This window comes from Enterobacter sp. Cy-643, from assembly GCF_011752815.1.
GTDB lineage: Bacteria > Pseudomonadota > Gammaproteobacteria > Enterobacterales > Enterobacteriaceae > Cedecea.
Window position 1 is genome coordinate 1 of record NZ_VWWV01000005.1, and the last position, 25,019, is coordinate 25,019.

Below are 25,019 nucleotides of genomic sequence, written 5' to 3' on the forward strand. Positions count from 1 at the left end.
CTGGCTGAATATAACAACGAGCGCCCTCATGAATCCCTGAATAACCTGACGCCGGAAGAATACCGGCTGATAACTGAAAACCCGGAAATCTCAAAAAGTGCGTGGAACTAAAACGGGTGTACTTACAATTACAACGGATGAAACGCTGTCTTTTTGTAGTAAAAAGCCTTGATTTAAAGTAATACGTTGTTGTAATTTGATTGTGAGATTTATTTTACAACAAGAGAGTGTAGAATGGCGAACATTGGTTACATGAGGGTATCGACCACACAACAGCATACAGACCGCCAATTGGTTGGTGTGGCGCTGGATAAGGTCTTTGAAGATAAGGCTTCAGGAAAGAACACTCAGCGACCACAATTTGAAGCCATGATGAACTACATTCGTGAAGGTGATGTTTTGCATGTACACAGCATTGATCGCCTTTGCCGTAACACCGCTGACCTGCTGGCAACAGTTGAGCGTTTAACAGAGCGCGGCGTGGTTGTTCAGTTCCATAAAGAAGACTTTAAGACCGGGAAGAACTCTCCAGCAGGTAATATGATGTTGACCGTACTGGCAGCAGTCGCACAGATGGAACGTGAAACGATGCTTGAGCGCCAGCGTGAAGGGTACGAAGCAGCAAAAGCCGCAGGCAGGATCACCGGACGGGGTAAAGGTCGCTCTATTGACCGCGACGCTATCAAGGCAGAACTCGCAACAGGGAAAACCATTCGTGCAATCGCAGAAGGCCACAAAGTGAGCACCAGAACAGTTATGAACATCAAGGCCGAAGCCTGATCACCCCCCAGACACCTCTCTTTGACCTCGCTCAGGCGGGGTTTTTTATTGCCTGAAATCTACACCAGCGCAAGCAATCCCACCGATCCCTCCCTGGCTCCACCAGAAGCGCTACAACGCGTTATCCCCGCACAATGTGAACTGATAAACCGAGAATCCACGACATCTGACAGCGTTATACAGGCGGCTCAATGCATCATGAAATGGACGGATTTTCAGAAGGTTGTGAAGAAAATTTATTTTTTTCTGTATGGAAGGGCGGATCGATAGTGCGTTAAACGCCACTATAAATGGCAGATCTGCCGAGGCCTTACCATTACTGGCTTCGCTGTATACCTTACACCTTAGCGGTTACCACATCCCACAGGCGAGTTAGTTAGGTAAGGTCCAATTTAGGTAAGATTAACCAAATTTATCAGGTATTTAAACTTAATTATTTCCCGCCAAAAATCCAACCGATGACGGCACCGATTACCGCAGAGCGGGTCTCACCTGCTGCTCCTTTGAGAACGTTAATAATAGCATCGCCTGTACCAGGTGCCTGTTGTTGAAGTAAATTCAAACCACGAGGTGTTAACTTGGCGGCGATGTCCATGTCGGTTGAAGAGATTATATCCGTATAACCCATATTGCTTAGCGCCTGGAACGTGTGGCACAGCAGGTCAATCTGAGTTCTGTCTGCTCTGGGCTTCCAACCGAAGTCTGAAAAATCGAAAGATGAGTAAGATGGATAGTCCGCAAACAGTTTCACCAGGATTCCAGTTGCCATCTCGTTAAAGCTGTCTTTGCCTTGGACGAATTCCATATTGTTTCCTTTTGTTCGCTGATTGAACGAGGTTACTCAGTTACGGCATGAAGCACCAGCAAATGGTTATCTTCGGCCTTGTATACAGTAGTTGAGGTGTCTTCTGTCAGAGGGGAGGGTGTCTTCCACTGGAGGGGAGGTGTCTTCTAGGAGACGTGGTATAAAAGCATTATAAAAACAATAATAAAAGAACCTATAAGATCTTAAAGACTTCAGGTCAAAGACTGGTTGAACATGCGTTCAATTGTGAGTGTTAAGTTAAAGAGTGATGCTCTTGTATCGCTTCGCTCTGGAATGGCTGGTCAGCCACTTCAGACTATCTGTGTGGTAATAGGCCATGCCTGTAAACAGTCAGCCCTATAACCCTCATTCACCATTCTGTGATAACCAACCCATCAACAGGCCTACAGCCTGTTTCTGTGTGTGGATATCCCAATCATGGATTCGGGTAACCCGACGGCCTACGCCAACAGCGTTAAACGCTGCTCTGTGTGTTGCTACGCAATGAACCTCCGGTTCACTGGCTCTGCCAGCATGTGTGGGAAATGCGAACCTGTTCGCCTATGTGATGCGAGCACGGCGCAGCGTGAGACGTATTCGAACGGCTTGCACTGGGGCGGCGCGAGTATCTCCAGCAATATCCTTCATTATGGTGCTGTAACGCTCTCTCCGGCGTTCTGAGCCGCTTTCTCAACATATCTGCAATCACCTACCATTTCACTTATGCAGGCGCTTACAGAGCTTCTGATAGATAAATGGCACAAAATGTGCTTTACATTATATTTTAAATTGTGTTATAAGGTCGGTCGTTGTGATGTTCCTATCACATTCATTTGTATAAAGCAATAAAAAACTTGACAAAAAGTGCGATTTATGACATAATGTAATAATACAGCTAGGAATTAATATCAATTGACCATAGGAGACTAAATGGCAAAACCTGCACTCTTTGACTTTACAACCGCGTCCGCTTCAGAAATCGTTGCCGCAATCGACAGCAAAATTACTTCTGCAATCAACCTTCGTGCTTTCCGCACCCGTATTGGTGGTGCAAAGAAAGCTGACAAGATTTATCCCGCTACCCGGCAAGCTCTCGAACTTCTCAAGAAGTTAAAGAAGCAGGCGAAAGACGCAAACACAATCCGCAATATTCTGAAGCCATACTCAGCTGAACTCGCCGCAGGCCGTAATGTTCTCGATGTGATCGAACCGGTATTAGCCGCTTATCGTTTGTACTACGCCTCTCAAGGCATTGGACTTATGAATGAACAGCTCCTCCTGTTGAAAATGATTGAGGCCGCAGGCGAACTTGAAGAGATCACCGGACAATCCATTCTGGATATGGTCGCTATTCACTAAGCATTATCCGGCGAAAGCCAACCCCAACTGAATGTGTCGTTTTACGGCATTAACCCTGATCACTTCATGATCAAAGGGTCGAATCCGCATATCTGACGTACAGGAGAAAAGATGCATGAAACTGACATTTAGCAGTTCAACTATGGACGTGATTATGAGCGAGTGCCGACGCACCGGGACACCTGTTGCAACGTTTATCAACAGACTCGTGGATGCAGAAGCCGACCGCATCCAAACCAATATGAAGAATTCCATTGAAGGAGATAAAAATGACAGAGACAACAGAAACTAAACTCTACGAATCCCTATCGCAGCCGAACCAAGACAAGCCAATTACCATCGATACATTTTCATACTGGTCGATTCCGGTTGCTCGTATCAAACGCTTCAATGGCGTAGTAAACAGCCTTGAGATTATGGCTGTATACAGTCACCTGCTTGGATGGAAGAAAACGACTGGTGAGATCCGCCCTTCTCAACAATACATTGCAGATTGTTGCCTTCTTGGGCTTTCCACTGTTCAGAAGAAGGTGAAGCTACTCGTGAAAATGGGATGGATTACTGCAACCTCGGTCCGTAAACCCGGTAGTAAAGAAATCTCTCATACCACCTACACCGTTAAAGATCCTGAAGTCATCATGGCTGAACTTAACGCCGGATTGTCCCAGCAGGGTGAGGCAGTCGTTACCATCACAAAAAAACAGAAAGTTGAAACCGAGGAGAGCGGTAATAATGACCAAAAGTCTGTTGTGGAATCTTCCGTGGTGGAACCTGCCGCGCCTGTTGCTGAACAAACCGGACCTTTATCTTTTGTGGATGCTAGTGACAATGTTGATTTATCCGGTAGTGATGATCCATCACTGAGTGAGCCTGTCGGGGAAAATGTTGTCGGGATACCGTGGATCGCCAACCCGTTTACCTCTCGTGGGGATTTGGTTCCAGAGGCGCGACGCTGGGCACAATCCCATGGGGCTGCAACGTGGCGGGAAGAGATTAAATTGGTGTGGAAACTGAAAGGCAAAACCAATATGGGCGAGCCTGGAGAGCATATGCGGCCTGATGACATACCCGCACCAGAACCAGCGCTGACAAAGCAACAAGTTAATGGGCCGAATGTATATCACTATGATGAAGACGCTCCTGAGATCCCTTTTTAATACTGGAGGAAAATTGTGTGATGCTGCCAACAGTTTGACGGCTGAAAAAACAAACCAAAATTTAAAACGCCTCTTCAAGGTGCGCCGCCGTAATGAATCAGTTGTTAAAGCCGCAAAAACGCTACTTGTCCACGGTATGACCCCCAACAAAGTAGCCTTGCTACGGCGTCTTGATTCTGAATTTGTTGCTGAACTCGCTAAGACCTGGAACCCCAAGTTCAGACGTGTAACGCATACATCCCAATGGACTACAAAACGTACTGTTAGAGAGTATTTCGACAGCGGGGCGATGCTTGAAAAAATCTGTATTGACCTGCAATTGCCACTTTATAGCGTTGTGCTATTCCTGGAGCGTGACGGAATCACGTTCCAGGAGATGCAAGCCCGCTGGCCTGACCATAATGACCCGTTGGTAGTGGCCTATCATGAAATAGTTTCCAGAAAGCAGACAACACCACAACGGCGATCACCCCGCCTGCACTACTGACCCAACCCCACATCGGCGGCCAATGGACCTTGAAACAATCACTTCTTACCTGCCCGTTTACTGGCTGGCGTATCGCTGTGCCCGTGATGGGCTGTTTCTGCTTTGGAGACACCATAAAATGAAAAACTTAAACGATATCCGCGCTGATATTCTCGCCGCAATGCAGGCCGCTGCCGAACCGGAGAGTAGAAATCTGAATAAAAGCGACGATCAGGTCCTTGCTGATGCTATCGCCAATTACTTAGCCACTCCGACTACATCAGCCAGTGAACCAACTAAAAAACAGAAGGGTATAGCGATCACGCACATGGCACTTCAGGGGGGCGCGGCTAACAATAGAAACGTTCCGTTATTAATGAAAAAAGCCAAGCCCGGTTTTTCGATGGATGTAAATAAGTCAGTGATGCTAACTCCTGAAGATCTCCTTTCGTTAGAAAAACTTGGCTATAAAATGGGGAAATGGATTCAATCGTCCTGACAATTGCATCATGGCTCGGCTCTGTTAATCCAAATCACCAACACGAGCAACTCAATGAGTCCGGTTGGTATTACGATGATATTACTGTGAATGATGGTGCTATCAACGGCCTGATTGATGCAAAGCTGGGAGACCACCAGATGGCGCAGACTAACCTCCTCCTGGGGGCTCCTTATTAATAAAAATGACGGGCGGCAAATTCGTCAGGCATTACAACAAAATTGCTATTAAGTCAATTTATTTCGGCAAATATGCCAGGGTATTGATTGCAAATGAAATAGTAACGTGATAAAATATATATAAGCGATAATACTACAGCCAATTGTTGTTCGCTCTAAATTCTCTGTTGTGAAACAGAGGGTTTGCCAACCCAACGCCTCCTCGTTGGCATCCTGCCTGATGTAAACTGGCCTTGAGCGCGACAGTGAAGATATGAGGTCTCCCGCTGTCGCGCTCTCTTATTTCTTAAGCGTGGTCTACCCACCGCGCTATCCAAATCTCTCCGGTTGCGAGGCAATGAACTAAAGGTTCCCCCGTGAACGGGCATAATCTCTCCATCAGAATAAATTCATCTCTCCGATGATCTCTCAACCGGGGCAGGCGCTTTCCTGCCTCCGGCTCTTTTTCTGTTGGGAACACGAGTAAAAGAATGCCGTCCTATGGACGGTATTTTTTCAACTCAACCCGGCATATTCGCCGGATTATAAAAAAAACTGCCAGTTGTGCAGGTTAACGGGAAACCGTTAATCGCCCTGGCGACATAACTGCATGGAGATACAAAAATATGGCATTCGAACACGAAAGCAAAACCCCTCAGGATGTATTGGTTTATACCGATTCTCCCATCTTTCATAAGCGCACCGTGATTCTTAATCTGGCTGCTGACGTGACTTGTGGTGATGTTATTAACCCGACTACTGGCGCGGCATACGTTGCAGCCGATGCTGATAACTGTGCTGTTGCACTGCAAAACCAACTTGCAGGTGGGGCACGTAGCCTTGTTATCAGTGATACCCAGTGTGTGTTCAATCCATCAGGTCTGGTTGTAGCTGCTGCTGCAAAAGATGCTGCTTACGCTGCCCTTGTTAAGCAAGGCAACCGCATTGCTGATGCAAACATCGCAATCTAATCAAGGAGAGATAACAATATGAAATTAAGCGATTTTACTAACCTTTCCGGTCAGTTCGTGAAGCCAAGCGGTGAGGGGTTCCTTCTGTCCAGCCTAGGGATCTTTACCAGCCGTCCAAGTGACACGCAAATCATCGCGCTCGACACACTGGAAGATGTGCAGCGTGAAGTAACTAAATCAGTTGCCCGTTATGGTTCTGAAATGTCCGGTCTAAATTTCCCTAAAGCGGCTAACGTGACCGTTCAGGCTCCACTGCATGTCTACAGCTCAACCATCACCAGCCAGGATTGGCAGGGGAAACGTCAGCCGGGAACAAATCGCCAGATGACCGCTGAAGATGTAGTTGCTAATCATGCACTGAAGCACTACCTGCAAACCCGCCGTGATGTTGAATATGCAATGGCGAAGAGTTTGCTTCACAATATTGTAGAGGCGACACACCTACGTGAAGGCCCAACCATTCACTGGGACCAGTTCTGGGGTATTAACCAACCATCTACTATGGTGAAAACTGGTACTGACGCTAGCGTCATCACAGAGATGCAAAACGCGGTGACTATGCTGAAGAAAAACCTTGGCGGCTGGTCTTCCAGTATTAAGCAGGTTTATCTGCTGGCGAGTCCGAGTCTGTTCACTGCCATTCAAGGTAACCCGACCGCATACCAAGCGGCCCTATTTGGTGCTACGACCCGTGATATCATTTTCCCGGACACTTTGGGCGCTTACGACCGATTTAATTTAGGGCGTGTAACCGTTGTTCAGGTAGACGATCCGTTATACGGCATTGCAGATGGTGAAGGCTACATGCTGGCGACATTCTCCAACATCGTCGAAGGCGACCTGTCTCCATACATGACTTATCAGACACCGGCGAGCCGTCATGCTGAAGTTGCTAATGGTCCGGTTTACCCGTCCTATCATTACGTTCTGCGTGACAAGTTCATGAACTATGAAGTGGTCAGTGAGCTATCACAGATTCAGATCCCAATGCGTCCGGACTTCGTTCTGAAGATCACTATGGACGATGCGGCGTAAGCAATTCACTTAACTGTATTGGGGGCGATTTGTCCCCACCGTGGCGAGGCAAAGAAGAGGAGATACACGAAATGAAATTGCAACTCATTGGCAAAGGCAACTTACCATTACTGACTTTTATCCTGGATGGTTGCTCTGATGATAGCATTTTAAATATAGCCGCGCTGGCGCGTCGACTGTCATGTTCACGTAGTAGCCTGCTAGATCGCATCCAAAATTATGGATTTGAGAGTGCAGTGAGGTACTACTACCTTAACGAACCGAGACAAAGAAAACTGAAAACATAAGAGCCGGGATTAACCCCGGTTTTTATTTGAATGTAATGAAGTCTTCAAATTTTGTTTTTTGTATTTCAGAACATTTATCAAGATATTCAGTTGTAAGTGCTTCATAGTCTCTATAATGTTGAAATAATTCTGAAAGATCTTCTTTTGAGATTAACTTCCCTTTTGAAGAGTTGATTGCACATGCGAAGAAGTTAGTAAGGTTAACTGATATCTTATTTGTGATACTAACAATATCTTGCACTTTAGAAAAAGATTCACTTTTGAATATTATGTTGAAATTGTTAGTTTTAATAAATAAATTACCGATGCTCATGGAGTTCTGAAAGGCGTTAGAACCTACCTCTTGGATTTGAAAGTATAAGTTTGGAGAGATATTGATATTATTTTTATATAATTCATCCAATATGTTCATCACATAATTTAGGGAGATCCGTATTTGAATATACTTGGCCCGTGTATTTGTTATCTCATCATATAATGCTAACGCTGTATGAAAAGCAACATCATTCTTTTTTACATCAAGATAGTCTTTCAATTTTGACCCGCCAAAAACTATCCCACCAACCACACCTAACGCTGTTACAGAATTCGATGCGATGGAGATAACATTATCCCATGATTGTAGATCCATTTTTGGCGCTCTCCTGAAGTCAATGGGGGCTGATTTGCCCCAGAGGTTTACTCTATATTACCGTAACTTACCAACTCTACATATCCTGATAACTCTAGCATCCCTGCGCCTTTGCTATACGTCCTGAATGCTTCGGTTTTCGCTTTCTGTTCCGTGTGTCCAGTGATGGCTCCGATCCGTTGTTCGGGAACTCCTGCACGGTCCAGGCTGGTGATGAACATCCCTCGCAAAGAGTGGAAGCACTGCCGATCTGTAGCTGTTGGCAAAACGCTATCACGCAGCCGGGTGAACTTTTGGCTGTACCACGGCCCCCGTTTACCATCTTTGCGAATGATCTTGTTTGACTGTGCCAAAAGATATTCACCGCTGTTATTTGCCAGGTGTTTATCAATAATGCCAATCAGAAGAGAGTGAATAGGAACGTATCGCACCCCGGCGAACGTTTTAGATTTGCTAACGAAAAAGCACCGCAGACCCTCCATCATTACAATTTCATCCCGCTTGATGCTGGCGATCTCATCAAGTCGCATTCCTGAATACAGCCCAATCAATATGACATCTCGTAGAACGTCATCCGCTTCTCTAATAAGGACTTGCAATTGTTCAGGTTCAAACGGCTGATAACTTTCAATGGTGCGCCGTGCTTCGAGATTGTGACCGTGAAAAGGATTGCTGTCTGGTATCGAGTCATATCGACGTTTAGCGAACTCGTACAGGCTCCCCAAAGAGGTTAGCCAGTTCTGGACGGTCTGCGGTGCCGCCTTTTTCTGTTGGTCTTCTATGAAGTCTGTAACCGTTCTGCGTCCGATTTTGTTAAGTCCAATATCAACCTTCCCAATACTCTGTAGAAACACTTCTACGGCCCGCGCGGATTTGCTTAGGGTAGAGAATGCCCGACGTTCACTATAAACCGTCATGTATTCATCACGTATGACTGCCAGCGTTGGGAGCGGAGATACTGCTACTGGCGCACTCTTTGCCTGTTTTATTGTAGTGTGGAGTGTGGTGATCGCATTCTGGATGCGAATGTCTTCCCGATCAGGATTCAACAGGGCTTTCAGGTTGTTGAACTCAATCAACATGTGATTTCTGAAGTGTCGAGCCTTAAGTATGTCCTTTGTCCCTGTGGATTTTCGCCAGGCTCGTTTATTGTCGAACAGGTGACGCATGTACGCAGGTACAAATACCTGAAAGATCCATACGCCCGAATGACTTTGAAAAAGATACTGATTGTTCTTGATAGTCATGATTTTGATCCTCTAAAATCACGCTATCAGGTACAGCCATATGTACAATGTTGAGATGGACAAACGAGAGCTTCCCAAGCTCTATACGAGGGTTCGATTCCCTTCGCCCGCTCCAAAAAAACGCTGATATATCCCCTTTTTATTCCCTGGAAGACGAATTTAGCCCGTCAGCAAATCACTGCGTCTGCTTTCCCCAGACAAGCGCCATTCCCTCGCTTTCAGGGCGAACGCTTTTGAAACCGAATTTTTCATACAGCTCAGGCACGTCAGCGACGAGGGTGATATACGCGCCGTCGGGAGCATGCTGCTCAAGCCATGCCATCAAACTCTCCATGACCGCGCGCCCAAGACCTTGTCCCTGATAATCGGGATCGACGGCAATATCGACGATTTCAAAATTTAAAGCACCATCACCGACAATTCGGCCCATGCCGACAACACGTCCGAAATACTCAATATGAACGCCGTAACAGCTTCCCGGTAGCCCTTTCCGGGCAGCTTCTAAAGGGCGGGGACTCAGGCCGGAAATAACTCTCAGGCGGCAGAAATCTTCGGGGGATGGAACCGCGTTAATCAGCGTGTATTTTGAGTCCATTGTTAACCTCATTCTCAGGGGAGCTTATTATCACTAACATTGAATCAGTCACGGCACAATCATGATTTCCCAGGCTTGATTAACGCTTTGCCCTGCGATGTTCGATAAGCGTTGGCATCCCTCAAAGAATAAGCACAGCCGCAATACTCCTGCTGATAAAACTGCTCGCGTTTGCAGATCTCTACCGTGCGCGCGGAGCCACCTTGCTTACGCCAGTTGTGGGTCCAGTAAAACATTCCCGGATGACGCGCCGCTGCTCGCTGGCCGCATTCGCAAACCTGCTGAAAATTCTTCCAGCGTGAAATGCCCAGCGAACTGCAAATCGCCCCGAAGCCGTGTTCAGCCGCGTACAGCGCGGTGCGCTCCAGACGCATATCAAAACAGGCCGTACAGCGCACGCCGCGCTCGGGTTCCCACTCCATACCTTTCATGCGCGCAAACCAGTTATCGGCGTCATAATCCGCGTCGATGAAGGGCACGCCGTGTTGCTCTGCAAACCGCTTATTCTCCTCCTTGCGGATGAGATACTCCTTTTGCGGATGGATATTGGGATTGTAGAAAAAAATCGTAAAGTCGATATCCGAGGCAAGCAAAGCTTCAATCACTTCGGAAGAGCAGGGTGCGCAGCAGGTATGCAATAACAGCTTGTTTGCACCGTCAGGCAGCGTGAGCTTCGGGCGCTTAAATTCGGTGGTTGTCATGATATGTTGGCGGAAAGAAGGAAAACGGCGAGAATTATACCACTAAAATTGTGGTCAATGGGCTTTGCCAGCTTAGGATGAGGCGGGAGACTGTTTCTCCCGCCTTAGCTAACCGTTATTCCTGCCCTGATAAATGCATTCCAACATACCGCTCATAGCGGCTCTTTTTCAGGAACGTTAAATCCACCAGCACCAGCCCATCGACGCAGTTGTTGAAGGCCGGGTCGCTGCCAAAATCAATGAACTGCACGCCGCCCGGCTCGCAGAGTTCCGAATATTGCTTATACAGCGTCGGGATGCCGCAACCCATATTGCTGAGCAGGGATTTTAAGCGGGTGAGATCTTCGCCGTAATCCTCGCCTTTGAACTGCGCCAGCACGTCTGGAAGACTTGCCGGGTAGGGGCTGCGGGACGAGGCCAGCGGATGGCTTGCCGGGAACCACAGCCGGTAAAAGGCGACGAGCAGGTCGCGCGCATCCGGCGGCAGGCCACCGGAAATAGATACCGGGCCGAACAGGTAGCGATATTGCGGGTAACGGGCCAGGTAAGCGCCAATCCCCGACCATAAATAGTCCAGGCCACGGCGGCCCCAGTAGCGAGGTTGAATAAAGCTGCGCCCCAGCTCGATGCCGCTCTGCAGCACATCGTCCATCTTTTCGTCGTAGTGGAACAGGCTGTAGCTGTACAGCCCGGTAACGCCACGTTTTTCAAGCTGCTGAGCGGTAGGCATAAAGCGGTATGCGCCGACAATCTCCAGGTCCTGCTCGTCCCAAAGGATCAAATGCAGATAATCGTCATCATACCTGTCGAGATCCCGACGTTTGCCGCAGCCTTCACCCACGGCACGAAATGCTATCTCACGCAGTCGACCAAGCTCGCGCAGCAGCGGAGCCTCTTCTTTGGTGTCGTTTCGCTGCCAAAGATAAATCACTTTATCGTCGGCGGTTCGGCCCAGACACTCGGCTTTAGCCAGCTCCCGGCGCAGCGTGGCCCGGTCTTCCGCCCGGGCAATGGCGCTTTCCGTTGTGAATTTGCCGGAAAGCCCTTTACCAAGCCGCTGAACGTGCTGGCGGCACTTTTTAGCCAGTTCGCGCGGGATTTGCTGTGGGCTGTGCCAGCTTTCCCAGGGAATGCGCTGGCCAAGCGTGATTGGCAAAGTGGAGTTGCGGCGGCGGAACATTTGCTGCATCAGCAGCAGCAACGGCAGCGCAGGGGAAACCATCGCGCCAGCATAAAACAGGGCGCTGTTACGCGCGTGGATAAAGGCCGGCAGAAGCGGCACGCGGTACTTCGCGGCAAGCTTAATGAAGCCGGTGTGCCAGTGCCCGTCGGCAATGCCTTCGCGGGACAAACGAGACACTTCTCCCGCCGGGAAGAAGATCAGCACGCCGCCGTTTTGCAGCTGCTGTTCCATCTGCACAAGCGATGATTTAGGCGTGCGGCCATTGATATTGTCGACCGGGATAAACAGAGAACTCAGCGGCTCGAGGTGATTGAGCAGGCGATTGGTGACAACTTTAACATCGCGGCGGACGCGGGAAACGGCATACAGCAGCGCCAGTCCATCAAGCGTGCCCGTAGGGTGATTGGACATCATCACCACAGGGCCACTTTCAGGGATATTTTCTAATTCACGGGGAGAGATATTACAGCGGATTTGCAGGTGGTCCAGTACCTGTTCGACCATGTCGAGGCCACGAAGATGAGGGTATTGCCCGGCAAAGGCCTGAAACTCTTCCTCATGCAGCAGGCGTCTTAACAGATTTTTTTGCCAGGGTGCAGGCTTAGCCTGAGGCCAAAGATCGTCAAGTACGTTATCGATACTAAACATGTCATCTCCTCCTAACTTCCTGTTGGTGAAAGTATAAGCAAAAGATGAAGTTTTCGTGTCAGTGAGGTGATGTTTCAGGGATACGCGCAGAAGCGGTGCCGATTTTTTATTCCCCAGTGATACATCGATGGGCGGTTTACGCGATTTTTGGCTTAGGTAATGGGGTAAACCCTGATGAGTTGTAGGTTAATGGCGAGTGGTTCGTGAAAAAGCGTGATTTTTATTTAACATATTGTTTTTAATGAGTTTTGTTTTTAGTTGTTTGAGATTTTATTGTCAAGATAAAAGCGCATTTAATGAGATTTTTATCATGAAAAATGAGAGTTAAGTCGATTTTTAATCTAAAAACCCTCTATTAGACATTAAAGTTACTCTTCGTCCTGATGATTTTTCAACGATCTACGCTAAAGTAGCCGCCGCTGGCTAACGACCAGCCTATGATTAAAAATCTGCAACTGAACGCCGGGAACGGCGTTTTATCAACACCGCATCAAAAAGAGATAACCTATGGGAGTTCACAGATGAGTCACTCTGCGACGAAAACAAAAACATTTTTCGGGCATCCGTACCCGTTAAGTTCGCTCTTCCTCACCGAAATGTGGGAACGTTTTTCTTTCTACGGGGTTCGCCCGCTGCTCATTCTGTTTATGAGCGCCGCGCTGCTTCAGGGCGGGATGGGGCTGCCGATTGAGCAGGCATCCGCCATTGTCGGGATTTTCGCCGGCGGTGTGTATATCACGTCTTTACCGGGCGGCTGGCTGGCCGATAACTGGCTCGGGCAGCGCCGCGCCGTATGGTATGGCTCGCTGATTATTGCGCTCGGTCACCTCTCGATTGCCCTGTCGGCATTCGTGGGCAACACCTTCTTCTTTGTCGGCCTGCTGCTGATCGTCCTGGGAACCGGGCTGTTTAAAACCTGTATTACCGTGATGGTCGGGACGCTGTACAAAAAAGAAGATACCCGCCGCGACGGGGGCTTCTCGCTGTTTTACATGGGCATCAATATGGGCTCGTTTATTGCCCCGCTGATCATCGGCCCGCTGCATGAGAAATACGGCTGGCATATGGGCTTTGGCCTGGGTGGCTTAGGGATGCTGATTGCGCTGTTCATCTTCCGCTTCTACGCCATTCCGCAAATGCGCCGCTACGACAAAGAAGTTGGCCTGGATTCCACCTGGAACCGTCCGACGACCGAGCGTAAAAACGTTGGTAAATGGGTGACCCTTGCCATGGCGCTGCTTGCCGGGCTGGTAGTGTTGATCGCCAACGGAACGATTCCGTTCAATCCGACGGTAATTGCGAAAAGCTCCGCCTACATCATTTCTACCTGCGTGGGCCTCTACTTCCTGTTTATGTTCTTCTTCGCGGGCTTAACCAGCAGCGAGCGTTCGCGTCTGCTGGCCTGCCTGATCCTGCTGATTGCGGCGGCGTTCTTCTGGTCTGCCTTTGAGCAGAAGCCGACCTCTTTCAACATCTTTGCGCGTGACTATACTGACCGCCAGATGGGCAGCTTTGAAATCCCGACGATCTGGTTCCAGTCGATCAACGCGCTGTTTATTATCCTGTTAGCCCCGGTGTTCAGCTGGTTCTGGCCGTCGCTGGCTAGGCGTAATTTGAACCCGAGCAGCATGACGAAATTCGTTATCGGCATTCTGTTTGCGGCGGCAGGTTTCGCGGTGATGATGGCGGCGGCAAACCAGGTGCTAGCGACGCAGAGCGGCGTGTCCCCGTTCTGGCTGGTGGGGAGCATTCTGCTGCTGACCCTCGGTGAGCTGTGTCTGAGCCCAATCGGCCTCGCGACCATGACCCTGCTGGCACCGCAGAAAATGCGCGGCCAGGTGATGGGGCTGTGGTTCTGCGCCAGCGCGCTGGGTAACCTGGCGGCGGGTATTATGGGCGGGCACATCAAAAAAGATCAGCTTAGCTCGATGCCGGAGCTGTTCTCTCACGTCTCTATCGCCCTGGTTATCTGCGCCGTTGTGCTGGCCGCGCTGATTATTCCGGTCAGAAACATGCTGAGAAACGCGGACGCCAACGAAGCCAAATAACGGTTTTTAAGCACCCGGCCCGGTAGCCTTTATGGGGTACCGGGCTTTTTTATTTTGTGGGCCGCTACTGCACATCAGTCGAACGACTTACCGTTTCCCACGCCTCAATATCTGATTCCATTCGCTCAAGCTTCTCTTTGACGAAGGTAACCGCGTCGCTGCCCAGGAGCAGGGTTGCCGGTGGATGAGGGCTGTCGATAAGCGCCAAAATTGCTTTGGCGGCTTTGATAGGATCGCCCGGCTGCTGCCCGCTGCGTTTCTGGCGCGCGTCGCGAATCGGGCCGAAGCTCTGGTCATAATCGCTGATGCTGCGAGGGGTTCGCACCATAGATCGCCCTGCCCAGTCGGTTCTGAAGGAACCGGGCTGCACGGCGGTCACCGCGATATTAAAAGGCTGGAGCTCTTTGCTCAGCGTTTCGGAGATGCCCTGCAGGGCAAATTTGCTGCCGCAGTAGTAGCTGATACCGGGCAGGGTAATGAAGCCGCCCATCGAAGTGATATTGATAATATGGCCCGTACGACGAGTGCGGAACCCAGGCAAAAAGGCTTTTATCATCGCGACGGCGCCAAATACGTTGACGTTGAACTGGTGAATCAGTTCGCTCATCGGGGATTCTTCCATCACCCCCTCGTGCCCGTAGCCTGCGTTGTTGACCAGTACATCAATAGCGCCAATCTCCTGTTCCACCGACGCCGCCAGCGGGGCTGCGGCATCAAAGTCGGTGACGTCCAGAATTCGGGCAAAACACTTGCCGGGCGCCAGCGCCTCAAAGGCTTCCTTCGCCTGGTGATTACGCACGGTTCCAACCACGCGGTGTCCGGCTTTCAGGGCTTCTTCTGCCAGCGAACGGCCAAAGCCGCTGCTGACGCCGGTAATTAAAAATAACTTCGACTTGTTCATTATGATGTCCTCCGTTAATGGGAGGTAAATCGTAGGGCCGGAAGGACTGAGTGAGTAGCCTGGATCCTCTCTGATGTTTGCCTATTTCTATGAGGCGTCTGGACGAGGTGAGGTTTCACTGCCAGACTCTGCCAACATTTCCCTTAGCCAGATGAATCGCTATGACAAACGCCAGCCTTCAGGCCAGTAACCAAATGGTTGAGCTTCTGGATCGGTTAACCCCGCATGAAGGCTACAATCTCACCGCGCTGAACGAAGTCCGTTTCTTACGCTCTAATCGCCCGCTGATGCGAACCCCGGTTCTTTATGAGCCCGGCATTGTGATTGTGGTTCAGGGGCGTAAGCGGGGTTTTTTAGGTGAGGATGTCTATTTATATGATGCCCAGCACTACCTGATGGTTTCCGTGCCCGTACCGTTCACCATGGAAACGGAAGCCAGCGCCGAAGAACCCATGCTGGCTATCTACATGAGGTTAGACTTCACGCTGGCTGCGGAGGTGATGCTGGCGCTCGATGGGCGAGGCACTGAGCTGGCCTGCGAGCCACGCAGCATGATGTCCAGCCCGATGGACGAAGCGATGAGCGCCTCCGTACTGCGTTTCCTCCAGGTGATGTCGACGCCGCTGGATGCCGATCTGTTGGGGCCGGCTATGATGCGGGAGATTTATTACCGGGTACTGACGGGCGCGCAGGGGCAGACGTTACGCAGCGCGCTGACGATGCAGGGACAGTTTGGCAAAGTGGCGAAGGCGCTGCGCAAGCTTCATGCTGAATTTGATGCGCATCTGGACGTTGACGCTCTGGCAAAAGAAGCGGGCATGAGCGTGCCCACATTCCACAGCCATTTCAAAGCGGTGACCAACACTTCCCCCATGCAATATCTCAAATCCACAAGGCTGCATCAGGCGAGATTGTTGATGCTGCGAAACGATCTGACCGCTTCGGCGGCCAGCGCCCGCGTGGGCTACGAAAGTGTGTCGCAGTTCAGCCGCGAATTTAAGCGTCTTTTTGGACTCACGCCGCTTAACGAGGTGGCGCGTATGCGGCAGCATTTTTCCATGCCGGCCCCGCTCGCAGAGTCGGCATTTATCTCTTCCCACTGAAGAAGTTAGTACCGGTATTTCTTATCCAGAATCCGGCAGGTGATGTAAGCGCCGGCGGCGCAGAGCAGCGCGGGAGCAAAATAGCCGTGATCCATATGGGTAAACTCCATCACCAGCGCCACGGCGGTGATTGGCATCTGCATCGAAGCGGCTAAAAACGCCGCGCCACCGACCAGCGCAAAGCTGCCCACGTCCCCGCCAGGGAAGATAAACTGCCAGACCACCGCCAGCAGCAGGCTTAGCAAAGCGCCCACCGTTAAGCCCGGCGTTAGTAGCCCACCCTCAGCGCCGCCTCGCAGGACGGCGAGGATCACCAGCATTTTCAGCGCCAGCAGAATCGCAGCGAAGTTAACGTTCAGGTCGTTGCTGATGGCGAGCTGCATCGGGCCTTTGCCGTTGCCCGGCAGCTGCGGGAACCACAGGCTAAGCGCGGCCAGCAGCGCGAAGGCCAGCAGGCAAAATACCGGCATCTGCCAGTTAGTTTTTACCTGCGTTCTCACGCGTGTTGTCGCCTTGCGGAACAGCCAGGCTGCATAGCCCAGCAGCGGGCTGGCAACAATGGCCCAGCCGATAAACGCGTGGGGAAGCGCAAAAGAAGCGAAGTGATACTGCGACTCATCTCCCAGCCCAAGCGTAGCCACCCAGGCCGCCACTGCCGAAGTAATGACCGCCGCCAGCGCTTTCTCCCAGCTAAACGAGATCAGTAATACTTCCAGCGTGAACAGCGCCCCGGCGAGAGGCACGTTATACACCGCCGCCAGGCCCGCACCCGCGCCGCAGGCAATCAGCGTCCGGGTTTCATCGGGCTGCAGGCTGAATTTCCTGGCGAGAAGCCCGGCCGCCAGCGCGCCCATTTCCCGGGGGGCAACTTCACGCCCGAGCGGGGAACCCAGCGCAACGGTGATGATTTGCAGCAAAGCATGAATCGTGGTGGTGCCTGTCGGCATCGGCACGGCGGGATTTGCCACGGCGGCAGCGATAGACACTCTTTTCTTGCCGTAGCGTGCGAGCAGCCACCAGCCAAACCCGGCGACGGCCCCGCCGCCAAGAATCGCCGCTATCCGGCGCAGATGCGTAGCGTCCGTCACGCCCTCAAGGAATGTCTCGCTGCCAACTAACTGGTCAATGCTGTAGCCAAAAGCCAGGTGCTGAATGGCGTGTAAAATCAGCGCGAGAAGCATCCCCGCGATGCCGGCAAGAATGCCGGTAAGTACGACCGCAATCAGGCGCACAAGGTAGTGTTTAGCGTCAGCCTGTTCAGCTTGCTGGGTCATATCGGGATCCTTAACGCGGGAAAACTCGATGATAAGGGAGAAGAATTAAACAGTTAGTATAAATGTAGCATTCAACCGGCCCGAATCCCTCTCACCTTTCCCCGCGCTGATTCCCCTGATTTAGCCCGTTTTCTGACATGCCGCAATCAGCATACCGGCCACAGCGGCAGCGCCCAGCAGCCGGAAGGCCGTTGCCCACTGTGCTATATCGGGAGCCTGCCCGAGCACGACAGACAGCACCGCCAGCATCATTGCCCCGGCCATATACTGGCTGGTGGCCATCAGGGCGCTGGCGCGTCCCTGTTGATTAAGCGGGGTGGATGACAGCCCCACGGCGAACATCGCCGGGAAGATGAGCCCGTGGCCAAGCCCGCTTAACGCGATACCACTGATAAATACTGCAGACAGCGGGGACGCTAACCCAACGGAGAGCAGCCATAGCCCCAGCGCCGAACAGGCAAATCCGGCGGCCAAAACTGCGGCGCTGCCGTAACGGGTCGTCAGGCGGGTAAATAACGTATTGCCCGCGACGATTAATAGCGCGAGCGGCGCGAACATCAACCCGGTGGTAACGGCATCCTGCTGCAGCGTCTGCTGCCAGAGCAGAGTCATGGCATAAAACTGGCTGCCCACGCTTGCCATATAGCAGGCGCTGCTGAGCCAGCCCGTTTGCAGGCCCGGCAGAGCGCGAAGCGAGCGGGTCAGTAAAGGCTGCGGGGCGAAGCGTTCATGCAGAAGAAACAAAATCCCCATGGCAACGGCGAAGCGGTTGGCAACGTAGTCAGGCTGCCCGGTTTCACCATAGCGCATCAGCGCCCAGACCAGCGTCCCGGCAGCGAAACAGCCGACCAGTGACCCGATGCCCGCCCGCCGTTTTTCTCCCTGCGGGCTGAGCGAGAGATAATCCCGGCGAACCAGCCACAGGGCAAGCAGCCCCGGCGGAATGTTAATAAAGAAAATGGTTCGCCAGTCCAGCGCGGCCAGGACGCCGCCCAACATCACGCCCGCAACCAGGCCCAGCGCGCCGATGGCGCTCCATATCGCCAGCGCCCGCCGGTGCGCCTCGCCGTGAAACCGCTGCGCCATCAGCGCCAGTACCGCAGGTTGCAACAACGCCGCCGCCATCCCTTGTCCGCAGCGGGCAATGAGCAGCAGCGTGCCGCTCTGCGCCAGCCCACCAGCTACCGATGAAAGCAAAAACAGCGCCATGCCGAGGCTGAACATCCGGCGTGCCCCTAGCCGGTCGCAGAGGCTGCCGCCCGCCAGCAAGAGGGCGGCAAACGTCAGGCCATACAGGGAAACCACCCACTGCATCTCGCTGAGAGAAAGATTCAGGCTCTGCGCCAGCGTGGGGAGCGCGACGTAGACAATCGCGTAGTCCAGCGCAATCAGCGCCTGTGCAATGCCGGGCGCGGATAAAGCGCGCCAGGACCCGGCGGCGGGTATCGCATAAGTTTGTGTCATCGACGTTTCCTGCTATTTTCTCTGTGATGAATCATTTTCATCATTTGATGAGCGTGAATAACAGGCTACGCCTTTATTTATGGTGCAATCAAAATCATATTATTCAGCAAAGGATGAGTTAAATTCATTCATGAAAAATCGACGACTCCCGCCACTCGCGGCCATTCGGGCCTTTGATGCCGTGGCACGCCGCGCCAGCTTTAAAGCGGCCGCAGAAGAAATTGGCGTGACGCCTACCGCCATCAGCCACCAAATTCGCCTGCTGGAGGATTCACTGGAGCAGCGGCTATTCATCCGTTCCGCTCGCAGCGTAGCGCTGACTGCGGCGGGGGAGATCCTGTTCCGTGCCTCCGGGAATATTTTCACCACGCTGCGCGAGGCCGTTGAGTCCATAGAAACGATATCTCACCCCGGCACGCTCACGCTCAGTACTACCTCGAACTTCCTGACTAACTGGCTGGTGCCGCGTTTACCGTCTTTACATCGGCAGTATCCCTCGCTGGAGCTGCGTTTTCACAGCGGCGTAGCCCTGGCCGATCTCCGCGGCAAAATGGCGGACTGTGCCGTGCGTTACAGCATGCAGGCCGATGAAGCTCTCGACAGCACGCTGCTGCACTGCGACAGCTTTGTGCTGGTGGCAAGCCCGCAGCTAAAGCTTCAAAGCGTGAAGGATCTCGCGGGGATGACGCTTTTTCATATAGATAACCGGCATGTTCCCAGCCCTGAACCCAGCTGGCAGCACTGGAAATCCGTCTTTGGGCCTGAAGATTTGGATGTGCAGAGCGGTATTCATTTTGACGACGAAACCCATGCGATTCAGGCCGCGATAGCCGGGCAGGGGATCTTGCTGGCAAGCGAGCTGTTGATTCGCCGGGCGTTACAGCAGGGTCTGCTGCATATTGCGCTGCCGGGCGCGTTGCCTGGGGCGAACTATTACTTTGTGAGCAGCCATGAAAAGGCCCGGAGAGAAGATGTGCGGCAGGTCAGGGCGTGGCTGCAGCGGGCGTTTGAGGCAGACGGGGGATGATTGTCCCTCACCCTAACCCTCTTCCCAAAGAGGAGAGGGGACTGGATCGAGTATAGTTTCTCCGCTCTCTCAGGAACGTACAGGAGGGCCGAGGGGATTGGATCGAGTTTAGTTTTCCCCCTCTCCCCGGAACGTACAGGAGGGATGAGTGGGCTGGATCGAGCAGAGATTTTCCGTCAGTTTTTCCCCCTCTCCCTTCCAGGGAGAGGGTCGGGGTGAGGGTCCTGTTATTCCCCGGATTCCCACCGTTTCAACAGCAGGCTGGCATTCACGCCGCCAAAACCAAACCCGTTCGACAACGCGTAGCGCAGCGCCTGTGGCCTGGCGGTAAGCGCCACCAGATTCAGCCCGGCCGCCTCTTCATCGGGATGATGCAGATTCAGCGTCGGCGGCACAACCCGATCGCGCAGTGCCTGAATAGTAAAGATAGCCTCGATGCCGCCTGCGGCCCCCAACAGGTGGCCGGTGGCTGATTTGGTCGAAGTCACCGCCACCGGATGCGTGCCGAAAAGCCCTTTAATTGCCGCCAGCTCGCCTTTGTCGCCTACCTGAGTCGACGTTGCGTGCGCGTTGATATGATCAATTTCCGTGGTGGTGACACCGGCCTGGCGAAGGGCCGCCTCCATTGCTCGCCTTGCGCCGTTGCCGTCTTCCGGCCCGGCGGTCAGATGATAAGCATCCGCGCTGGTGCCGTAGCCGACCAGCTCAGCCAGCGGCGTTGCGCCGCGCGCCAGCGCGTGCTCCAGGGATTCAATCACGATAAGCCCGGCGCCTTCACCCATCACAAAACCGTCCCGATCACGGTCGAACGGGCGTGACGCTACTTCGGGATTGTCGCTGGAGGCGCTAGATAGCGCGCGCGCGGCGGCAAAGCCGGCCAGGCTGACGCGGTGAATGGCTGCCTCTGCACCACCGCAAATAGCAATATCGGCCTCGCCGCTGCGGATCAGGCGGGCGGCATCGCCAATGGCCTGGGCTCCGGCGGCGCAGGCGGTGACCGGGGCACCAATCGGCCCGCGAAAGCCATGGGCGATGGACACATGCCCGGCGGCGAGATTGGCGAGGAAAGAGGGAATAGTAAACGGCGACAGGCGGCGCGGGCCGCGTTCGTCCGTGGTGCGCACGGCATTGGCTATTTCGCTAAAGCCGCCGATCCCGGTGGCAATCACCGTGGCGGTACGATCTTTCTCTTCCTGCGAAGCTGGAGACCAGCCCGCCTGGGCGAGCGCTTCATGGGCGGCAACCAGTGCAAACTCGATGAACCGATCCATCTTTTTACGCTCTTTGGCGGGGATCACGGCCAACGGATCAAAGCCATGCTGAGGATCCTGTTCAACAGACGGCACCTGGCCTGCCACTTTACAGGGAATATCCTCCACGACGTTTTCATCCAGCGCCGAAATGCCGGATTTTCCCGCCAGTAGCGACTGCCAGACATGCTGCACGCCACAGCCCAGCGGGCTGACGATGCCCATACCCGTAACCACAATGCGTTTAACTGAAACGCCCATCATTATTCTCCTGAAATATCAGTGTGGCTGCGGCTTCTTCATTAACGGAACCAGCATCGCAGCAATCAAAAAACCTATCATGATCAGGTAAAAAGCATCCGAAAATGCCTGAGTTCGTGCCTCGCGCAGCGCCAGAGAGGACACATTTTTTAGCGCCCCGCTGGCGGCGGCATCCGGGGACAAGCCCTGCGCGGCCAGGCTGGCGGCGCTGCGCTGGACAAAATCCGTCATCGCGAGATTAGCGGTATTGAGATGGTCGGCCAGGCGGCTGTAGTGCAGGTTGGTTCTGTCATTCAGCACCGTGCCGCACAGCGCAATGCCGATAGCCCCGCCGAGGTTACGCATTAAGTTGAACAGGCCGGAGGCAAGCTTAAGCCGCGCGGGCGGCAGGCTGCCCAGCGTTAACGTCACCGTAGGCGCGACGGCGAACTGCTGCGCCAGGCCGCGAAACGCCTGCGGCAGCAGCAGCTGGTCCGCGCCCCAGTCGTGGGTAATCGGCACGAAGCTGTACATGGAAATGGCAAAGCCGACCAGCCCGGCCATCAGCAGCCAGCGGAGATCCACGCGGTTCGCCAGCCAGGAATAAAACGGAATCGACATCACCTGGAACAGGCCGGTGGAAAACACCGCCAGGCCGATTTCCAGCGCGCTAAAGCCGCGTACGCTGCCGAGATACAGCGGCGTTAAATAGATCGTGGCGAAAATGCCCACCCCGGCCATAAACGAGAAATAGCAGCCGAGGCTAAAGGTTCTGTCTTTCAGCGCCCGCAGATCCATCACCGGCTGGGCGTGGCGCAGCGTGCGAACAATAAAGGCGATGCCGCACAGCAGCGCTATCCAGCCGGTGGTGGCGATGGTGTTATCGTCAAACCAGCCCCAGCGGGGGCCTTCTTCCAGGGTATATTCCAGGCAGCCGAGCGAGGCCGCCAGCAGCAAAATACTGAAATAGTCCGCGCCGCGAAGCAGCGAGAAATCCGGGCTATCTACCTTCACCAACAGCGGCACGGCGACGGCGATATAAATCCCAGGGATGACGTTAATAAAGAACAGCCAGTGCCAGTTGAAATTCTCGGTGATCCAGCCGCCGACGGTGGGGCCAAGCGTCGGGGCCAGTGAGGCCAGGCCGCCGATGGTCGCGGCGGCAATAACGCGCTGTTTGCCCTGGAAGAAAGCGAAGGCGGTAGTAAACACCAGCGGGATCATTGAGCCGCCCGCCAGCCCTTGCAGGGCACGGAAGGCAATCATGCTTTGAATATTCCACGCCCAGCCGCACAGCAGGCTCATCAGGGTGAAGCCTGCCGCCGAGGCGGCAAACAGCCAGCGGGTAGACATCACCCGCGCCAGCCAGCCGGAGAGCGGAATAATAATGATCTCGGCGATCAGGTAGCTGGTCTGCACCCAGACGGTTTCATCATCCCCCGCCGAAAGGCCGCCGCCGATGTCCCGCAGGGACGCGGAGACGATTTGGATATCAATCAGCGCAATAAACATCCCCACGCACATGCTGGCAAAAGCGAAGATCTTTTTTGCCATTGGCATAGAGATGCCCTGCGGCATCGGTGCGGCCTGGGCGGTGCTCATCGCGTGCTCTTTTGATCGACGGTAACGATCACCGACAGCCCCGGACGAAGCACATCCAGTTTTGCGCCGTCACCTTCCAGGGCAATCCGCACCGGAACTCGCTGAACGATTTTGGTGAAGTTCCCCGTGGCGTTTTCCGCCGGAAGAATGCTGAACCGGGAGCCGGTCGCTGGAGAGACGCTGGCAACGTGGCCTTTAAAGGTATGGTTAGGCAGCACGTCGGCCACCACGGTCACCGGTAAACCGGCTCGCATGTGCGCCAGCTGGTTTTCCTTGAAGTTGGCATCGACCCAAAGCCCCTGGGAAGGCACCAGCGAGAGTAGCTGCGTGCCGCTGGTCACGAAGGAGCCGGTCCACGCGCGGCGGTTGCCGATCGCGCCGTCGAACGGGGCGCGAATTTCGGTATAGCTGAGATTCAGCTTCGCCATCGCCAGGTTAGCCTGCGCCTGCTCCAGCGCGGCCTGGGTTTGTTTTTCACGGGCATCAAGCACCGCGAGCTGGCGCTGAGCCACGGCTTTGTCGGCCAGGGCTTTACTTTGTTCCGCTCGCGCCCGGCGATAATCCGCCGAGGCGTTATCGCGTATCTGGGCTGAAATGGCGCTCGAGGCTTCCAGAGCGTTATAGCGGCGGTTGTCGTTGGCCGTTTTGTCCGTTGCCGCCGCCGCTGCCGCTAAGGAAGCGGCAGAACCTTCAATCGTCGCCTGCTGGAGCTGGCGTGTGGCGGCGATATCCGCCAGTGCAGCCTGCTGGGCGGCAACTTCGCCGAGAGCTTTGGCCAGCGCGGCCTGGTAGTCCCGGTCATCAATGCGGATCAGCAGGTCGCCTTTTTTCACCGTCATGTTGTCCTGCACCGCAATCTGCTGAATATAGCCGGAGACTTTGGTTGAAATAGCGCTGATATCGCCACCTATGTACGCGTCGTCGGTAGACTGAATAAAACGTCCGCTATGCCACCACCAGGCGCCATAGCCAGCGGCCGCCAGTACCGCGACACCGAGTACGGTGAGGGTAATCAATTTTTTCTTATGGGCGGCGTTCATCACTGGGGTTCTCTGTAGGGTTCTGGCTGGAATTTAAGCCCGGCATCGCCGGCGTGTTTACGCTGCAGATAGTCGTGGCGGTATTTCATCATCGGAGAAGCTGCCGGGCCCGGCACCATGGCGTATTTTCCCGACACAATCGGCTCGCCGGTTTCTTTATCGGTAAGAATGGGCTCTACCGGGCGCTGGGTTTCGCGCTCAACCAGCTGCATCTGACGCCCTTCGGGCGCGAAGTGGCGGTTGCCCCATTCCGCCAGTGCCAGAATCACCATGCGGAAATCACGCCCGCTTTGGGTGAGATGATATTCGTAGCGCGTTGGCGAGCTGCTGTAGCACACCTTCTCCAGCAAACCGTCATCAACCAGCTCTTTCAGTCGGCGTGAAAGAATATTGGGCGCCACGTTGCTGCTCTTCTGAAATTCATCGAAGCGGGTAAAACCGGCCAGGGCATCCCGCAGGATCATGATGCTCCAGCTGTCGCCGATACGGCCGAGGCTGCGGGCAATGGGGCAAGAAGCGCTGCACAAAGGTTCGTTTTTCATGGATCG

Annotated in this window: 25 protein-coding genes and 1 pseudogene; 13 read left to right on the plus strand and 13 right to left on the minus strand. The window is 53.3% G+C overall.

All coding sequences use genetic code 11. The features are described from left to right. Both F3J29_RS17920 and F3J29_RS17925 read left to right on the plus strand, forming a co-directional pair. Positions 1-111, plus strand: a pseudogene (locus tag F3J29_RS17920) (integrase); the annotation flags it as partial. 123 nt (positions 112-234) lie between these two features. Further along, the gene (locus tag F3J29_RS17925; protein WP_166868117.1) at positions 235-780 is read left to right on the plus strand and encodes a recombinase family protein; all 546 of its coding nucleotides are present in this window, start codon (positions 235-237) and stop codon (positions 778-780) included. A 433-nt stretch (positions 781-1,213) separates the two neighbouring features. On the opposite strand, the gene F3J29_RS17930 is transcribed toward F3J29_RS17925, so the two are convergent. Next, the gene (locus tag F3J29_RS17930) at positions 1,214-1,585 is read right to left on the minus strand and encodes a hypothetical protein (RefSeq protein ID WP_166868119.1); all 372 of its coding nucleotides are present in this window, start codon (positions 1,583-1,585) and stop codon (positions 1,214-1,216) included. Between the two features lie 930 nt (positions 1,586-2,515). Between F3J29_RS17930 and F3J29_RS17935 the strand changes: the two genes are divergently transcribed. From F3J29_RS17935 to F3J29_RS17970, 8 genes are all read left to right on the plus strand, one after another. Next, positions 2,516-2,944, plus strand: a complete 429-nt coding sequence (locus F3J29_RS17935; protein ID WP_166868120.1) for a hypothetical protein — start codon at positions 2,516-2,518, stop codon at positions 2,942-2,944. A 115-nt stretch (positions 2,945-3,059) separates the two neighbouring features. Continuing rightward, positions 3,060-3,236, plus strand: coding sequence for a hypothetical protein (locus F3J29_RS17940; RefSeq protein ID WP_166868122.1), 177 nt, complete (start codon positions 3,060-3,062; stop codon positions 3,234-3,236). Next, complete coding sequence (locus F3J29_RS22785) at positions 3,214-4,101, plus strand: helix-turn-helix domain-containing protein (protein WP_286175434.1); 888 nt, start codon at positions 3,214-3,216, stop codon at positions 4,099-4,101. The genes F3J29_RS17940 and F3J29_RS22785 overlap by 23 nt, the downstream gene beginning before the upstream one ends. Continuing rightward, positions 4,070-4,588 carry a hypothetical protein gene (locus F3J29_RS17950; RefSeq protein WP_286175435.1) on the plus strand — a complete coding sequence of 173 codons (519 nt, stop codon included), beginning with the start codon at positions 4,070-4,072 and terminating at the stop codon, positions 4,586-4,588. Before F3J29_RS22785 ends, F3J29_RS17950 begins: the two co-directional genes overlap by 32 nt. Positions 4,589-4,610: 22 nt before the next feature. Then, positions 4,611-5,066: a phiTE-211 family phage-derived protein gene (locus tag F3J29_RS17955; RefSeq protein WP_166868124.1), complete on the plus strand. Its 456-nt coding sequence runs from the start codon at positions 4,611-4,613 to the stop codon at positions 5,064-5,066. Next, positions 5,048-5,245, plus strand: coding sequence for a hypothetical protein (locus F3J29_RS17960; RefSeq protein ID WP_166868126.1), 198 nt, complete (start codon positions 5,048-5,050; stop codon positions 5,243-5,245). Before F3J29_RS17955 ends, F3J29_RS17960 begins: the two co-directional genes overlap by 19 nt. Positions 5,246-5,850: 605 nt before the next feature. Continuing rightward, complete coding sequence (locus F3J29_RS17965) at positions 5,851-6,195, plus strand: hypothetical protein (RefSeq protein ID WP_166868127.1); 345 nt, start codon at positions 5,851-5,853, stop codon at positions 6,193-6,195. An 18-nt stretch (positions 6,196-6,213) separates the two neighbouring features. Further along, on the plus strand, positions 6,214-7,230 hold the full coding sequence (locus tag F3J29_RS17970; protein ID WP_166868129.1) for a major capsid protein: 1,017 nt from the start codon (positions 6,214-6,216) through the stop codon (positions 7,228-7,230). Positions 7,231-7,539: 309 nt separating this feature from the next. Here the strand turns inward: F3J29_RS17970 and F3J29_RS17975 are convergent, their stop codons facing one another. From F3J29_RS17975 to olsF, 5 genes are all read right to left on the minus strand, one after another. Next, complete coding sequence (locus F3J29_RS17975; RefSeq protein ID WP_166868131.1) at positions 7,540-8,148, minus strand: hypothetical protein; 609 nt, start codon at positions 8,146-8,148, stop codon at positions 7,540-7,542. 47 nt (positions 8,149-8,195) lie between these two features. Further along, positions 8,196-9,395 (minus strand): tyrosine-type recombinase/integrase, encoded by a 1,200-nt coding sequence (locus F3J29_RS17980; protein ID WP_166868133.1) that lies wholly within the window; start codon positions 9,393-9,395, stop codon positions 8,196-8,198. 175 nt (positions 9,396-9,570) lie between these two features. Further along, on the minus strand, positions 9,571-9,990 hold the full coding sequence (locus F3J29_RS17985) for a GNAT family N-acetyltransferase (protein WP_166868135.1): 420 nt from the start codon (positions 9,988-9,990) through the stop codon (positions 9,571-9,573). 59 nt (positions 9,991-10,049) lie between these two features. Then, positions 10,050-10,691, minus strand: a complete 642-nt coding sequence (locus F3J29_RS17990; RefSeq protein ID WP_166868136.1) for an epoxyqueuosine reductase QueH — start codon at positions 10,689-10,691, stop codon at positions 10,050-10,052. A 115-nt stretch (positions 10,692-10,806) separates the two neighbouring features. Next, a complete protein-coding gene (gene olsF / locus F3J29_RS17995) occupies positions 10,807-12,522 on the minus strand; it encodes a bifunctional ornithine lipid synthase OlsF (RefSeq protein WP_166868138.1) in 1,716 nt (571 codons plus the stop codon). 521 nt (positions 12,523-13,043) lie between these two features. Here olsF and F3J29_RS18000 point away from each other — a divergent pair. Continuing rightward, complete coding sequence (locus tag F3J29_RS18000) at positions 13,044-14,570, plus strand: peptide MFS transporter (RefSeq protein WP_166868140.1); 1,527 nt, start codon at positions 13,044-13,046, stop codon at positions 14,568-14,570. Positions 14,571-14,634: 64 nt separating this feature from the next. On the opposite strand, the gene F3J29_RS18005 is transcribed toward F3J29_RS18000, so the two are convergent. Then, positions 14,635-15,471, minus strand: coding sequence for an oxidoreductase (locus F3J29_RS18005; RefSeq protein ID WP_166868142.1), 837 nt, complete (start codon positions 15,469-15,471; stop codon positions 14,635-14,637). Between the two features lie 161 nt (positions 15,472-15,632). Between F3J29_RS18005 and F3J29_RS18010 the strand changes: the two genes are divergently transcribed. After that, positions 15,633-16,574 carry an AraC family transcriptional regulator gene (locus F3J29_RS18010; protein WP_166868144.1) on the plus strand — a complete coding sequence of 314 codons (942 nt, stop codon included), beginning with the start codon at positions 15,633-15,635 and terminating at the stop codon, positions 16,572-16,574. A 5-nt stretch (positions 16,575-16,579) separates the two neighbouring features. Here F3J29_RS18010 and F3J29_RS18015 read toward each other — a convergent pair whose 3' ends face one another. Together F3J29_RS18015 and F3J29_RS18020 are read right to left on the minus strand one after the other, a co-directional pair. Beyond that, a complete protein-coding gene (locus F3J29_RS18015) occupies positions 16,580-17,848 on the minus strand; it encodes a chloride channel protein (RefSeq protein ID WP_166868146.1) in 1,269 nt (422 codons plus the stop codon). Positions 17,849-17,968: 120 nt separating this feature from the next. Next, positions 17,969-19,312, minus strand: a complete 1,344-nt coding sequence (locus F3J29_RS18020; protein WP_166868148.1) for an MFS transporter — start codon at positions 19,310-19,312, stop codon at positions 17,969-17,971. A gap of 130 nt (positions 19,313-19,442) precedes the next feature. Between F3J29_RS18020 and F3J29_RS18025 the strand changes: the two genes are divergently transcribed. After that, entirely contained in the window at positions 19,443-20,339 is an 897-nt protein-coding gene (locus F3J29_RS18025) for a LysR substrate-binding domain-containing protein (protein WP_166868150.1), read from the plus strand. Positions 20,340-20,566: 227 nt separating this feature from the next. Here F3J29_RS18025 and fabF read toward each other — a convergent pair whose 3' ends face one another. The 4 genes from fabF to F3J29_RS18045 are packed head-to-tail and all read right to left on the minus strand — an operon-like array spanning position 20,567 to position 25,013. After that, positions 20,567-21,850 carry a beta-ketoacyl-ACP synthase II gene (gene fabF / locus F3J29_RS18030; protein ID WP_166868365.1) on the minus strand — a complete coding sequence of 428 codons (1,284 nt, stop codon included), beginning with the start codon at positions 21,848-21,850 and terminating at the stop codon, positions 20,567-20,569. 18 nt (positions 21,851-21,868) lie between these two features. Further along, positions 21,869-23,431 (minus strand): DHA2 family efflux MFS transporter permease subunit, encoded by a 1,563-nt coding sequence (locus tag F3J29_RS18035; protein ID WP_166868151.1) that lies wholly within the window; start codon positions 23,429-23,431, stop codon positions 21,869-21,871. Continuing rightward, a complete protein-coding gene (locus tag F3J29_RS18040) occupies positions 23,428-24,471 on the minus strand; it encodes an HlyD family secretion protein (protein ID WP_286175442.1) in 1,044 nt (347 codons plus the stop codon). Before F3J29_RS18040 ends, F3J29_RS18035 begins: the two co-directional genes overlap by 4 nt. Then, the gene (locus F3J29_RS18045; RefSeq protein ID WP_166868153.1) at positions 24,471-25,013 is read right to left on the minus strand and encodes a winged helix-turn-helix transcriptional regulator; all 543 of its coding nucleotides are present in this window, start codon (positions 25,011-25,013) and stop codon (positions 24,471-24,473) included. Before F3J29_RS18045 ends, F3J29_RS18040 begins: the two co-directional genes overlap by 1 nt. Between the last annotated feature and the right edge of the window lie 6 nt (positions 25,014-25,019).